At 69.4% G+C, this 14,036-nt stretch carries 10 protein-coding genes; 7 read left to right on the forward strand and 3 right to left on the reverse strand.

Going from position 1 to position 14,036, the window contains the following annotated elements; genetic code table 11:
• Positions 1 to 609: 609 nt before the first annotated feature.
• Genes ccmI through ACK3BB_RS14805 form a run of 3 tightly spaced genes read left to right on the forward strand, consistent with a single transcriptional unit; the run spans position 610 to position 2,566 of the window.
• The gene (gene ccmI, locus ACK3BB_RS14795) at positions 610 to 1,860 is read left to right on the forward strand and encodes a c-type cytochrome biogenesis protein CcmI (RefSeq protein ID WP_428925410.1); all 1,251 of its coding nucleotides are present in this window, start codon (positions 610 to 612) and stop codon (positions 1,858 to 1,860) included.
• Positions 1,857 to 2,339, forward strand: a complete 483-nt coding sequence (gene ruvX / locus ACK3BB_RS14800) for a Holliday junction resolvase RuvX (protein WP_428925411.1) — start codon at positions 1,857 to 1,859, stop codon at positions 2,337 to 2,339. Before ccmI ends, ruvX begins: the two co-directional genes overlap by 4 nt.
• A complete protein-coding gene (locus tag ACK3BB_RS14805) occupies positions 2,336 to 2,566 on the forward strand; it encodes a DUF1289 domain-containing protein (protein WP_428925412.1) in 231 nt (76 codons plus the stop codon). Before ruvX ends, ACK3BB_RS14805 begins: the two co-directional genes overlap by 4 nt.
• Before the next feature lie 182 nt (positions 2,567 to 2,748).
• Here the strand turns inward: ACK3BB_RS14805 and ACK3BB_RS14810 are convergent, their stop codons facing one another.
• Complete coding sequence (locus ACK3BB_RS14810; RefSeq protein ID WP_428925413.1) at positions 2,749 to 3,537, reverse strand: hypothetical protein; 789 nt, start codon at positions 3,535 to 3,537, stop codon at positions 2,749 to 2,751.
• Positions 3,538 to 3,985: 448 nt separating this feature from the next.
• Here ACK3BB_RS14810 and ACK3BB_RS14815 point away from each other — a divergent pair, with 448 nt between their 5' ends.
• Positions 3,986 to 5,197, forward strand: coding sequence for a multidrug effflux MFS transporter (locus ACK3BB_RS14815; RefSeq protein ID WP_428925414.1), 1,212 nt, complete (start codon positions 3,986 to 3,988; stop codon positions 5,195 to 5,197).
• A gap of 61 nt (positions 5,198 to 5,258) precedes the next feature.
• Here ACK3BB_RS14815 and dusA read toward each other — a convergent pair whose 3' ends face one another.
• Together dusA and ACK3BB_RS14825 are read right to left on the reverse strand one after the other, a co-directional pair.
• A complete protein-coding gene (gene dusA / locus ACK3BB_RS14820; RefSeq protein ID WP_428925415.1) occupies positions 5,259 to 6,254 on the reverse strand; it encodes a tRNA dihydrouridine(20/20a) synthase DusA in 996 nt (331 codons plus the stop codon).
• 113 nt (positions 6,255 to 6,367) lie between these two features.
• Positions 6,368 to 7,060: a hypothetical protein gene (locus tag ACK3BB_RS14825; RefSeq protein ID WP_428925416.1), complete on the reverse strand. Its 693-nt coding sequence runs from the start codon at positions 7,058 to 7,060 to the stop codon at positions 6,368 to 6,370.
• A 125-nt stretch (positions 7,061 to 7,185) separates the two neighbouring features.
• On the opposite strand from ACK3BB_RS14825, the gene ACK3BB_RS14830 reads away from it, so the two are divergent.
• The 3 genes from ACK3BB_RS14830 to ACK3BB_RS14840 all read left to right on the forward strand — a co-directional run bounded on the left by ACK3BB_RS14830 (position 7,186) and on the right by ACK3BB_RS14840 (position 14,021).
• The gene (locus tag ACK3BB_RS14830; RefSeq protein ID WP_428925417.1) at positions 7,186 to 8,181 is read left to right on the forward strand and encodes a helix-turn-helix transcriptional regulator; all 996 of its coding nucleotides are present in this window, start codon (positions 7,186 to 7,188) and stop codon (positions 8,179 to 8,181) included.
• 72 nt (positions 8,182 to 8,253) lie between these two features.
• Positions 8,254 to 10,851 (forward strand): PD-(D/E)XK nuclease family protein, encoded by a 2,598-nt coding sequence (locus ACK3BB_RS14835; protein WP_428925418.1) that lies wholly within the window; start codon positions 8,254 to 8,256, stop codon positions 10,849 to 10,851.
• Entirely contained in the window at positions 10,848 to 14,021 is a 3,174-nt protein-coding gene (locus ACK3BB_RS14840; protein ID WP_428925419.1) for a UvrD-helicase domain-containing protein, read from the forward strand. The genes ACK3BB_RS14835 and ACK3BB_RS14840 overlap by 4 nt, the downstream gene beginning before the upstream one ends.
• The last annotated feature ends 15 nt before the right edge of the window (positions 14,022 to 14,036 follow it).

Below are 14,036 nucleotides of genomic sequence, written 5' to 3' on the forward strand. Positions count from 1 at the left end.
CCGGATCCGGTCTGTTGCGGACCCTATCGCCCGCATCGCAATTCTAGCCGCGCCTCGTTCCGGCGCAATGATGTCCGGTTGCGACACGGTGACGATCCGCCGGTCGCGGCCTGCCACGCCGCCCCCCCGGTCCGGCGGTGCACGGCCTGTGTCCCGCCCATCCTGCGACCGTTCCCGCAATGATCCCGGGCCGGGAACAGGCAATCCTTCCCATTCCCGGCCCGCGAAGGCTCTGTCTCCCTCTACTCCCATACCACTCTGCCCCGGCATCCGACCCATGCCTGCCCCGTGCCATAGCCTTTTCGCACATCTCCGGCACCTGTCGGCTCCATCTCACGGCCGTTGCCCTTACCCCTCCGGCCAGGCATCCGGCCCGTGTCCACCCCACAGCCCTGCCGGTCCGGCACCAACACCGCCCGCATCCGACGCATACACCGTTCCCCAATCACCCAGCCGTTTCCACGCAATGCCCGACCAGACGCCGGCATCCCCGGGCCTCACGGCCGCGTTCACAAGTGCGACACCGCGCCCCGCCCGGGCAACCCCACCCATTTGCCCCCTTTTTCCCCGGCGCCGCGATCTATAGATCGGGACGGAAACGGAGGTTGCATGATTTTCTGGATCGTCACGATCGCGCTTGCCCTGGCCGTGGCCGGGCTCCTGGTCATGGCGCTCCTGCGCCGGCAAACGGGGGCCGAACCGCCCGCGGCCTATGACCTCAGGGTCTATCGCGACCAGCTGCGCGAGGTCGATCGCGACCTGGCCCGCGGCGTGATCGATGCCGCCGATGCCGAGCGCGTGCGGGCCGAGGTCTCGCGCCGGATCCTGGCCGCCGATGCCCAGCTGCAGGCCCAGATGGCCGAAGGCGGCAAGGCCGGACCGGGCGGGCTGACCCTGGCCGGCGTGCTGGTCGCCCTGCTGGTCGGGGGTACCGTGCTGCTCTACCGCGATCTCGGCGTGCCCGGCTATGACGACCTGCCCCGCGCCCTGCGCATCGAACAGGCCGATTACCTGCGCCGCACCCGGCCCGACCAGGCCGCGGCCGAAGCCGAGATGCCCGCCCCCGGCGCCACCGCCCCGGCCGATCCGCAATATGCCGAGCTGATGGACAAGCTGCGCACCACCGTGGCCGAACGGCCCGACGACCTGCAGGGCCACGTTCTGCTGGCCCAGAACGAGGCCGCCCTGGGCAATTTCGCCGCCGCCTGGCGGGCCCAGGACGAGGTCATCCGCATCCGGGGCGAGGCGGCCGCGGCCTCCGACTATGCCGACCTGGGCGAAATGCTGGTGCTGGCCGCGGGGGGCTATGTCTCGCCCGAGGCCGAGGGCGCCCTGAGCCAGGCCCTGGCCCGTGACCGGCGCAACCCGGTGGCCCGCTATTACTGGGGGCTGATGATGTCCCAGACCGGCCGGCCCGACGTGGCCTTCGGCATCTGGGAGGCGCTCTTGCGCGACAGCCCGGCCGATGCGCCCTGGCGTGCCCCGATCGAAGAGCGCATGCCCGAAATGGCCCGCCTGGCCGGGGTGACCTGGCAGCCCCAGCCGCCGGCGCCCGCCGCCGCCCTGCCCTCCGCCCCGGCCAGCGGGCCTTCCCAGGCCGATATCGACGCCGCGGCCGAGTTGACGCCCGAAGAGCGGATGGACATGGTACGCGGCATGGTCGACGGTCTGCAAAGCCGGCTGGACAGCGACGGCGGCCCGGTCGAGGACTGGGCCCGGCTGATCGCGGCCCTGGGCGTGCTGGGCGAAACCGGGCGCGCCGAGGCGGCCCGTCAGCGGGCCGAAGAGGTCTTTGCCGGGGATGCACAGGCCCGGAACATGATCGCGGCCGCGGCCGCACAGGCGGGATTGTCACAATGATCCACGACGACATCGCAGACTTTGCCGCCGCCCTTGCGCCCCGCCGGGCCATCGCCGGGCTGGATTTCGGCGACAAGACCATCGGCGTGGCGATCTCGGATTCCCTGCGTGGCACGGCCACGCCCATGCAGACCATCCGCCGCCAGAAATTCACCCTCGATGCCGAACGGCTGATGGACCTGCTGGCCGCCCGCAACGCCGCGGGCATCGTGCTGGGCCTGCCACGCAACATGGACGGCAGCGAAGGCCCGCGCTGCCAGAAGACCCGGGCCTTTGCCCGCAACCTGACCGGCGTGACCGACCTGCCCATCACCTTCTGGGACGAACGCCTGTCGACGGTCGCCGCCGAACGCGCCCTGCTCGAAGCCGACACCTCGCGCAAGCGCCGGGCCGAGGTCATCGACCATGTCGCCGCGGCCTATATCCTGCAGGGCGCGCTGGACCGGCTGCGCAACATCGCCCGCGAGGCCGGGGCATGAGCGACGATCCCTGGCGCCGGGACGAGATCGCCTCGCCCTGCATCAACATCTGCGTCATCCATCCCGAGGAACGCATCTGCACCGGCTGCTTCCGCACGCTGGACGAGATCGCCGGCTGGTCGGCCATGGCCGCCGAGACCCGGGCCGAGATCATCGCCGCCCTGCCCGACCGCGCCCCCCGCCTGCAAAAGCGCCGCGGCGGCCGCGCCGGCCGCCTGTCGCGCTAGACCCGCCTCTCGCGCCGCCTCGCGACGCGCGCACGGCCCGCGACAAACGAACATCAACGCCCTGCGTCATGCCGTGCCCAATCCGTCCAGCGCCCGCGATGCGTCGCAAGGCCTGTCACGTGCACAGGCCCACGCTATTCCTACTCCGCTCCCCGCTCCCGAACGCACGGCCCAGCTCCGGCCTATAACGCCCCCGGCCCCGTCGCCCAGTCGCGGGCCAGCCATTGCGCCGTGTCGGCCACCAGCGGCCGGAAGAACACCACCATCCGCCCGTCCGGCGCATCGGCCCCGTCGTCTTCCCAGGGCGCCGTGCCATGCAGCAGGAACCGGTGCATCAGGAACGCCCCGCCCGGCGGCGGTGCCAGGGGAACCGGCCGGATCGTCTCCATCACCCGCGCCCGCGCCGCGCCATAGGCTTCGGTCACATCGGCCAGGTCGGGATCGCCGTCGCCCACGGCCTCCAGCAGCGCCGCGCCGATGATCCGGTGCGAGCCCGGCCAGGCCAGGGTCGGCGCCTGGGCCACTTCGGTCAGCGGCAGGCCCAGCACGAAGGCATGGCGTTCCAGCGGATAGCGCCGGCGGTCCGGCCCGCGGGCCAGAAGCCCATCCACATGGGCCGCCGCGCGCAGAAGCCGATAGCGGTGAGCGGCATCGCTTTCGCTCGCATCGCGCCCGGGATAACCCGGAAAGACCACCGACAATTGCCCCTTCACCCAGCCCTGCACCGGCGTCAGGTCGCGCTGGAACCGGCCTTTGAGCGGCACGTTGTCCAGCCCGCCCCATGGCCCGGACGGCAGCGCATCGACCCCGACGAACCAGGTCTGGCCATGGCGCAGGTTGCGCGCCCGGGCGGCCTCGTCGCGGGTGGCCTCGCGGATCACCTCGCGGGCAACGTTCCGGGCCTTGACCGCCCAGCGACGCGTCTCGGCTTGGACCGGGTAGAGCCGGTAGCCATCTCCGAAGGTCGTCATGCGCGGCCCTGCTCCCCCGTACGCCCATTCCCCGGGCGCTCATCCCCTGTACGCCCGTTCCCTGCGCGCTTGCCCGTGCTCCCGAGTGCCGGTCCCTGGTCCCGATCCGCCCGCTGTTGCCTCACCCGGACATACCGCCCCGGCCCCCCTCGCCGCGCCCCGCTCGCCGACAGGTTCGCCAACTGCGGGCCGCGTAAGACAGCATCACAACCCGCACAGGGCGGGACCGACAGCACGTCACGGGATGAAACAGGCAGGCAATCAGGCATCGCGATCATGGGCGCTCCGGGGCGGGATTGCCGAAAGGATGCCCCAAGACCGGCCCCGATCAAGCCATGCCGTGTCAGACCGGGCCGGAATCGGCGGGAGGCTGCTTACATGCTATTGGCATATAATTGCCGAAGACATACATTGATCCCCGATTCGTTTCCCCCGAAAGGTCGCATTCATGCTCCGGTTCGCCCTGATGCTCGGGCTCTTGTCGCTCGTCGGTCCCTTTGCGATCGACATGTACCTGCCCGCATTGCCCGAAATCGCCCGGGATCTGACCGCCACCGAGGCCCAGATCCAATTCTCCCTGACGGCCTATTTCATCGCCTATGGCCTGGCCCAGATCTTTTACGGCCCGCTGGCCGACCAGGCCGGCCGCCGCCTGCCCATCCTGCTGGGCGCGGCGATCTTCTGCGCCGGGGCCATCGGCGCGACCTTTGCCCAAAGCGCCACCTCGCTGACGCTCTGCCGGGCCATCCAGGGCTTTGGCGGCGCGGCGATGATGGTCATGCCCCGGGCCATCGTGCGCGACCTCTACCGCGGCCCCGAGGCCACCAAGCTGATGTCGCTGGTCATGCTGGTCATCTCGGTCTCACCGATGCTGGCCCCGCTGGCCGGATCGATCGTCATTGCCATGTCGGGCTGGCGCGTGGTCTTTGCCTTCATGGCCGGGCTGGCCGTCATCACCATCTGCGTCACGGTCTTCCTGCTGCCCGAAACCCTGCCCAAGGAGCGCCGCACGCCGATCAACATGCGCCGGCTGGCCGGCAATGCCCGGGCGCTGCTGACCGATGGCACCTTCATGGGCCTGACCTTCATCGGCGGCTTCGGCATGGCCAGCTTCTTTGTCTTCATCGCCTCGGCCAGCTTTGTCTACATGGGCCAGTTCGGCATGGACAGCACCCAGTTCTCGCTGGCCTTTGCGCTCAACGCCCTGGGCTTCTTCTCGGCCACGCAATTCGCCGGCCCCCTGGCCGTGCGCATCGGCGTGTCTCGCGTGGTCCGCAGCGGCGTGGGCATCTTCTTCTGCTCCAACATCCTGCTGGTCTGCCTGGCCCTGGCCGGGCTGGCCCCGCTGCCGGTGATCATGGCCGGGCTGTTCTGTTCCAATGCCGGGCTGGGCCTGGTCATCCCGACCACCGCCGTGCTGGCGCTGGAACCCCATGGCGACAAGGCCGGGCTGGCCTCGTCGCTGGGCGGCACGTTGCAGATGCTGACGGGCGGCGTGATGATCACCCTGTCGGGCCTGTTCTTCGACGGCACCGCCCTGCCGATGATCGGTGCCATTGCGTTCTGTGCCGTGGTGGCCATGGCCCTGGCGCTGACCTTTGTCCCGCGCGAAGGCCCGGCCCCGCTGGTCGACGATCCGCAATCCGACCCCGCGGTCTGACCGCCATTCGGCAAGATCGGGGGCGGCCAGGCCGGCCCCGATGCACCCCTGTTCGGTCGTGTCAGGCCGCGTCGCGCGTCACGTGATCCAGCGCCGCCTCGACCACCTCGGGCCCCGCGCCGGGCCGGGTGGCCTCGGCCGAGAGCACCTGCCGCCAGCGCCGCGCGCCGGGCCGGCCGGAAAACAGCCCCAGCATGTGCCGCGTAACCTGGTGCAGCTTGCCGCCGTCCTCCAGGTGCCGGGCGATATAGGGCAGCATCAGCCGCGCCACCTCGACCGGATCGCGGGCCGCGCCGGTGCCAAATATCACCGGATCGGCCGCAGCCAGCACGGCCCCCGGATCGTGGTATGCCGCCCGCCCGATCATCACCCCGTCCATCCCCTGGTCCAGAAACACCCGGGCCTGGTCGAGCGAGGTGATCCCGCCGTTGACCGACAGGTGCAGATCGGGAAACCGTTCCTTCATGCGCAGGACCAGCGGGTAATCCAGCGGCGGCACATCCCGGTTTTCCTTGGGGCTGAGCCCCTGCAGCCAGGCCTTGCGCGCATGGATCGTCAGCCGCGTGCAGCCGACGTCGCGCATGCGGGCAATGAAATCGGGCAACACGGTTTCGGGGTCCTGGTCATCGACCCCGATGCGGCACTTGACGGTCACCTCGACCGGGCTGGCCGCGCGCATCGCGGCGACACATTCGGCCACCAGCGCCGGCCGTTCCATCAGCACCGCGCCAAAACAGCCCGATTGCACGCGATCGGACGGGCAGCCGACGTTGAGATTGATCTCGTCATATCCCGCCTCGGCCCCCAGCCGCGTGGCCTCGGCCAGCTCGGCCGGACCCGACCCGCCCAGTTGCAGGGCGACGGGGTGTTCCTCGGGGTTGAAAGCCAGCAGGTGCAGCGCCCCGCCCCGCACGAGCGCCGGCGCGGTGACCATTTCGGTGTAAAGCAGCGTCTCGGCCGACAGCAGCCGGTGCAGGAAGCGACAATGGCGGTCGGTCCAGTCCATCATCGGCGCGACGGAGAGGCGTGCGGAACGGGTCAGGCGATCAGGGGTCATGGGCGCTGTCATAGCGGCAAACCCCGATCAGGCAAGGGCCGGGGCGGGAAACGGCGCGGCACAAGCCCGGGCGACGTGCCGCGCGCCGGTTGCCCCAATGCCCCGCCGTCCGGTCAGGCCGCCTTGTCGGCCTCGCGGGCTTCCGACCAGCCGAGCCAGACCGTCGGGCGCATCTCGCTTTCGGCCAGGAAAGTCCTGATGGCGAAGATCTTCATCGGCGCTGCCTGGCGGAACGCCGGCCCCCAATCGGGATCGACGCATGTTTCTTCGACGCCACCGGCCCAGACACCACGCCCGGCAAGAAGGTATTGATCGTCTCGGTCCGTCAGCATGCCGCTCTGTTGCAACCGCGCGAAGGCGCGCAACATTGCGCCATCCATGTGATCGAGCAGATGCACCAGCGGGCAATCGGAGCGTTCGACGCGCCGTTGCAGCACGTGACGGGTGACATGCAGCGCCGAGATTTCGAAGGTGAACCGCCGTCTGCCATTGCGCAGGTGAATACGGGTCCAGGCGATACGGTCCTCGCAGAAGCAAGGCTGTCCCTCCTTGCGAAGGTCCACCGCCAGCGCCGTGCGCAACACGACGACCAGCCCGTCCGCCACCGGCCGCGCCTGAACAACGCCGGGCCGGCCCCGCAGCCTTGCCGCGAACCGCTGACGGTTGCGCGGGTTTGGTGCCATTGCGTGCAGCCCAGCCAGGATGGCCCCCGTGTCCGCGCTGTGACACGCAGCCTGTTCCATCGCCTGCCGCGCGAGGCCACGCGCGATAGATCCGCGGGCATGTTCCAGATCCAGTCGCTCCATTTCTGTCCCTCCGGTTGAACTGGCACATCGAGATTCGTTGACAAATCCATAATTCCGGCCGAGCGTGGCAAAACCTGTCACCATGATGTGGCGGGGCAATTGTTTGATGTGACCGGGTTTTCCCAATGTCCTATGCCAAGGCCGCCGATCTGCTGCGTGTCGCAGAAATGGCCATGTCTCGTTATGACGGGATTGCCCTGTCCGACCTGACCGAGGAATTCGGCTGCGATCACCGGACGGCACAGCGCATGATGCGGTCCTTTGAAACCGTGTTCCGCGACGTGGAGATCACCGAAGACGAAAGCCGGCGCCGACGTTGGCGCATGCCGCGGCACGATCCTCGGTGGTTGCAGGCCCAGGGCGTCCGGGATGCCGAATTGGCGGCGCTGGACATGGCCATCAGGCGGGCGTCCCGCGATGCCGCACCGGACGAGGCAAAGCGCCTGCAGGTGCTGCGCGACCGGTTGCTGGCCGCGATGCCGACCAGTCAGGCGCGCCGCACCGAGGCCGATGCCGAGGCCTTGCTCGAAGCCCAGGGGTTTGCTTCGCGACCGGGTCCGCAGGTCACGCCCGACCTGCGCATCCTGGGCGTTCTGACCGAGGCCCTGCGCGCGCCCTTCACCGTCAGGTTGGCCTATCGCGATGCCGGCGGAGACGAGTCCGAGCGGCTTCTGGAACCCCACGGGCTCCTTTTGGGCATGCGCCGCTACCTGGTGGCCCGCCCGGTCCAGGGCGACGGACAGATGCGCCGTTTTCGACTGGATCGCATAGAAACGGCCGAGATCACAGGCCAGGCCTTTGCCCGTGATCCGGAATTCGACCTGGAGGCGTTTTCCGCCCTGTCATTCGGCTCTTACCATGCCGAGGCCGAGTTCGGCCCCGTGGAATGGCGGTTCTCACCCCGCGCCGCCCCCGTCGCCCGCCAGTTCCTTTTCCATCCGGATCAGCAGTTGACGGACGAGACCGACGGATCGCTCACCGTGCGGTTCCGCGCCTCGGGCCACCTGGAAATGGCCTGGTATCTCTACCAATGGGGAGATCAGGTGACCGTCGTGGCCCCCAAGGCCTTGCGCCGGCTCGTCGCACCGCACCGCCGCGCCGATTTTCCGGCCCTGCCGTGACGCACGACACTTTTTGACACCCTGTATGCGCATGTTGCGAATTGACCGCCCCACGACAACGAAAGGCCAGGCATGCGCATTGACCCGCTGATGACACGAAACCCGGCAACGGGTGCCACGCGGCACGTTACTGATGACCTGCTGGCCGGAACCTACCTGGCGCCGCGCCTCTCCGCCATCGACCTGCAGGAAGCGATCGGGTCGGGTGGTCCCTGGGCCGAAAGCCACAAGGTGGCGGCCGAAGAGACAAGCCGGGCCGTCGAGTCCGGCCTGCTGGCCGTTGCCCGGGCGACGTCCACTCTCGATCCTTCGGACCTGCGCCCCGAGGCTCTGCCCGATAGCCGCGCGCGCACCCACCTGACCGGTCTACGCGATCTCTGGCGCGATCTCGGCCAGCTGCCGGGCCCGTTGCAGACCTGGCACCACGTGATCCGCAGCGCGGCCAGTGACGCGCTGGAGGCCCTGCCGGTCCTCGGTGACCCCTGCGCCTTTGCAACCCCGGCCGAAGCTGCGCTGGACGCGACCTTGCGGGCGCATCACGGCGCGGTGGCGCAGCCACGAGCCGCGTCCCGCGCGGCAGATGGCACGGCCTTGCGGTATGTCCAGGACAACCTGGGCCTGTGCGCGGATCGGGTCACTCCGGACGACGGCATTGCCTGTTTCGGCCTGCGCGATCCCCGCGAAGAGGCCGAATTCGCCGCCGCGCGGGCCCAGGCCATGCTGCAGGACGGCACCGTGGAGACGGCACGGCAGATCGGTCTGCTGGTGCCTGACGACCCGGCCTATGCCCAAGCCCTGCCCGACGCATTCGACCGTGCCGGCCTGCCGCTGTCGGGCCTGCCCCGCGACGAAGCCCGGCGCGACACCGCCGGGGCACTGCTATCGTTGCTGCTGGTTATCCTGGCCGGGCCCGCTCCGCGGACGGCGATGGCCTCGCTTTACGTTGCGGGAGGAATGCCCTGGCCGGCCGAAACCGGCCGCCGAATGGCGCGCGAGGTCATCGACCGCGGGTATTCGCGCAGCGCGCGCCAACTGGGTGGCCCGTCCCGTCAGCTGCTGGATGCACTGCGCCCCTGCGAGACCCCGGCACAGCTGTTCGGCCGGCTTGGCGCCATCGCCCGCGCCGTGCCCCACCTTGACCTGCAACCACGCATCGCTGCGCTGGCCTCCGTCACCGGAGATGCCATCGACTGGCCGCTCCTGCGTCGCCGCGCCACGCCGCGGGATATCGGCGCACAAGGTCACGACCGATTTGTCGAAGGGATCTCGCTGTTCACCGAGTCGGCATTACCCTGGCGCCCGGTCCGCCAATTGATCGTGCTGGGCATGGCCGGGCGGCATTGGCCGCGCCAGCCGGGCACCGATCCGTTTTTCACCGAAGCGGAAATCGCAACGATCCGCAGCAGCGGCCTGCTGCTTGCGGGCCGCCAGCAGAAACTGGAACGCGGCCTTGCACTGATGCGCCGCCAGCTGGGCGCGGCCCGCGACGGGCTGACGCTGCTGGTGCCGGCGTTGGATCTCGGGGGCGTGCGACAGGCCCCGTCGACCGGGATGGCGCTCATCGCCCACCTGCTGGGCAGGGACGATCCAGCCGGTCTTGTTCAGGACGTCCGCAGAATGCCGCCCGGCAAGCGACCTGTCGCCCTGTCCGCCACCTTACCCGTGCCGGGCAATGGCGCACCTGACCTGCCCGCCGACGGGCTGATCCACCTGCAGCGCGGGCTGGGCAGAGATGACCGTCCGGGCACCAATCTTCTGCGCCTGCGCAGTGCGTCCGATGGCCAGGCCCTGCCACAGTCGCCTTCGCGGCTCGAAACCCTGCTGGTAAGCCCGCTGGCCTGGCTGCTCGAAGAGCTGGACGCCACCGACCGGACATGGGCACCCGAGGCGCTGGACGCAATGACGATGGGCACGCTGATGCACCAGGTGCTCGAGGACATCTTCACGGAACGGGCCCCGGTTCCTCCGGACGACGCCATCCTGGCAAGGGTACCAGAGGTGCTGCACGAGGTGCTGTCCCGTCATGCGGACTGGCTGCTGGACGGCGCCTGGGCGACCGAACGGCGCAACCTGGAACGCGAGGCGCGGACGATCTGCCTGGCCTGGGCAGGTTTCCTGCGCCGGTCCGGGGCCGTCATCCTGCACAACGAAATGGCTCTTCGGGGCGATCACGCCGGCCTGCTGCTGAATGGCAAGGCCGACTGCCTGCTCGAATTGCCCGACGGCCGCATCCTGGTCGTCGACCACAAGCGCGCGCGGGCAAAGGGGCGTCGGGAGCGGATGTCACGGGGCTGGGATCTGCAGGTTGCGCTCTACAGGGCGATGCTGGAGCGCCCCGATGAAGAGACCGAGTTGACCCGCCTGGTTCAGGGCGGGGCCCGCGTCGTCACGGCCTATCACATGCTGATGGACGGCACCGTCCTGTCAGATGCCGACGGGGCCGGGCTGACCGGGGTCGAATGCGCGGCCGATGATGCCTCGGCCAATGCCATCGACCATCTGGCCCGGGTCCTCGCCGAAGTCGGCATGGGAACGATCCGGCTCAACCGGCACGGCGATGCCCAGACCTTTGCCAAGGACCGGGGCCTGCCCGCCTATGCGTTGGCCAACCCGCTGGTCGCCGCATTCTGCCTGCCCGACCAGCCGGACGAAATGGAGGCCAGGTCATGAGGCAACTGTCGCTCGTGCCCGCCGGCGCCGGTGCTGGCAAGACCTACCACATTCAGAAGACGCTGGCCGAATGGGTCGTTTCGGGCCAGGTGGCGCCGGGGCGTATCCTTGCCGTGACCTTCACCGAAGCGGGCGCCGCCGAGATGCGCGATCGCATTCGGGCGGAACTGATGGCCCGTGGCCGCATCGACGATGCGCTCGAGATCGACCGCGCCTACGTCGGAACGATCCACGCGCTCGGCCTGCGGCTGCTGACCGAACATGCCTTTGCCGCCGGACGGTCACCGGAGGGCCGGTTGCTGAGCGAGCAGGAACGCGACCTGCTGATCCGCCTGGAAATGGATCGTTGCGTGGCGCTGGAGCCGGTCATGGCCGACCTGGAGCGGTTCGGCTACGCGTGGGATTACAACACCGGCCGATCGGCCGAGGATGCCTTTCGCGCCAATGTGCTGCGAACCGTGGACCTGCTGCGCAGCCTGGGCGAACGCGGCCAGTCGCCGGACATCGTCGCGCCGGCGCTGGCCGCACTGGCCGAGGGTTATGGTCCCTGTGCCGACGATGGCGCGCCTCTGACGGCAGCCCTGCGGCGCGCGGTCGAGGCGCTTCTGGCTCGCTTCCCCGACAGTCTCGCACCACTCTTTGCCGACACGCGCACGGTCCGCGATGCCTTTGCCAGCGACCACCGGCAACTGCGTCGGGCCGCTCAACCCGGGCGGCTCGATGCAGATTGGTCCTGCTGGCAGAAACTGCGGGCTCTGCGGACCTCCAACAACCGGTCGAAGACACCCGATGGCTATGACACGCTGGCCCGGGCCGTCATCGAGGCCGCCGGCTCCTTGCCGCGCCACCCCGGCCCGCTGGCCGACGCCCGGGCGCACCTGACCGCCCTGGTGACCGGGGCGCAGCAGGTCATGGCCAGCTACCAGGCTGCCAAGCGCCATGCCGGGCTGATCGACTACGCCGACATGATCGCCGAGACCGAGGCCTTGCTGCGCACCCGGCCCGAGATCCTCGCATCGGTCCTGGATGACATCGACTGTGTCGTGATCGACGAGTTCCAGGACACAAACCCTGTGCAGTTCGCCCTGCTCTGGCGCCTGGCCCGCGGCGCGGAAAGGGCGCTGGTCGTGGGCGACACCAAGCAATCCATCATGGGGTTCCAGGGAGCCGACCCGCGGCTGTCCGAAGCCTTGCAGGCGGCCCATCCCGACAGCGTGTCGCCCCTGGACCGGAACTGGCGGTCCGACGCGCGGATCATGGAGATGGTAAATGCCTTGGGAGCTTGCCTCTTTGACGCATACGATCCCTTGCAACCCCGCCGCGCCGCCGGCGAGGCCGCGGCGCTGGACATCCTCTGGAAACCGCCCGGGCGCAAGGACACCAGCGCCGAAGCCATCGCGAACCGGATCGCCGACATCCTGGCGGCCGAAACCCCGGTTCTGGACAAGACCACCGGGGCCAGCCGCCCTGCCCGCCCCAGCGATATTGCCGTGCTGACCTATACCCACCAGAAGGCGTCGCGAACGGCCGCGGCGCTCGAAGCGCATGGCCTGCCCGTCCGCATTCGGCAGGACGGCTGGCTGGCCTCACCGGTGATCCGGGCCGCCCGGGCCGCCCTGGCGCTGACCGCCGATCCCGGCGACGGTCATGCCACGCTCACATGGCTGACGCTGGGTCCGCCCAGAATGGCCCTGGAAGAGGCCCTTCGCAATGCAGCGGACGGAGTGCTTGACACGCATTGCTCGCTGCCGCCGCTGCATGCCTTGACGGCCGGGCTCGAAACCCGGTCCGTGCCCGAAACCGTGGCCGCGGTCCTGCGGGCCGCCGGGCTGCGCGATTGGGCCGCCGGGCTGGCCGCGCCGCGCCAAGCGCTCGCCGACCTGGCCCGGCTGGACGCCGCGGCCCAGGATTTCGAGGCCATGGCACCAGAATTGCGTGCCGCGTCCGGGTTCCACGGCGCTGGATTGCAGGTCTTTCTTGGCTGGATCGCCCATCAGGACGGCAAGGATCGGGATCGCCATCCCGACCCGGACGGCTGGTCGTCGACCGGTGTGGAAGTGTGCACCTGGCATGCGTCGAAGGGCCGTGAATGGCCAATCACCCTGGTCACCGAATTCGACCGCAAGATCGCCGAACGCCCGGGCACGCTGCATGCGGATTTCGACGGTTTCGAAGACCTGGACAACGTGCTGGAACACGCCGGCCTTGGGCTGCTTCCCGATTTCGCCGCGCCCGAGAGCCAGGCCCCCTTTGCCGAGGCCCGCCGACCCGAAGAGGAACGCAACGCCGCCCGGGCGCTTTACGTGGCGCTGACCCGTGCGCGCGACCGGCTCGTGCTGGTGCTGCCCCGACCGCCCAAATCCGGGTCGTCCAGATCTCGGTCGGACCATCCGAAGACCATGATCGACCTGCTTCGTGACCGGGCCGGATTCGACATCGACGGGACCACGCTTCGGATTGCCGGCCAGGATTTCCCGGCACATGTGACCGAAGGCCTTCCCGAAGCTCCGGACCACGGAGCCCTCGCTCACCCCGAAGAGGCGCCGCGGTTCGGACATCCCCGGCAAGCTGCGGACATCCAACGGACGGCCTGGCGGCGCAGCCCGTCGACACTGGCCGCCGAGGGCCAACCGGCCCATGGGCGATCCGCCTCGCCGCGGCTGGACACCATTGCCCTGGCCGCAGGGGTCGCCGATACGCGCGCAACCTCTGCCACGGACCGCGGCACCGCCTGGCACCTGGCCTTTCGCGTGACGGCCGAACGCCCTGACATGGCCGATCGCCTGTCCCGCGCGACCGGCCTGTCCGAGACCACCCTGGCCCAGATCAGGTCGCAGGCAAACAGCCTTTTGTCCTGGCTTGGGGACAGGGGCTTTGACCGGCTGCTCTTCGAACTGCCCCTGCAGGAGATCGACCCGGACGGGTCCGAAACCAATGCCGTCATCGATTGCCTGGCCGAAGGGCCGGACGGGCTCTTGATCGTCGACTACAAATCCGGCGCCTGTCCCGACCCGGACGCACGCTTTGCCACGTATCGCCCGCAGCTCGAGGCCTATGCCGCCATGGCGCGCCGGACCTGGCCCGAAAAGCCGGTCGTCGGGCTGGCCATCCTCTGGATGAGCGAAGGCACGCTGTCACTCGACCGGATCGAGTCGGAGGCCTTCGCGTGATCACCGGGCGCGACA

This window comes from Marinibacterium sp. SX1, assembly GCF_050389775.1.
Classification (GTDB): domain Bacteria; phylum Pseudomonadota; class Alphaproteobacteria; order Rhodobacterales; family Rhodobacteraceae; genus Marinibacterium.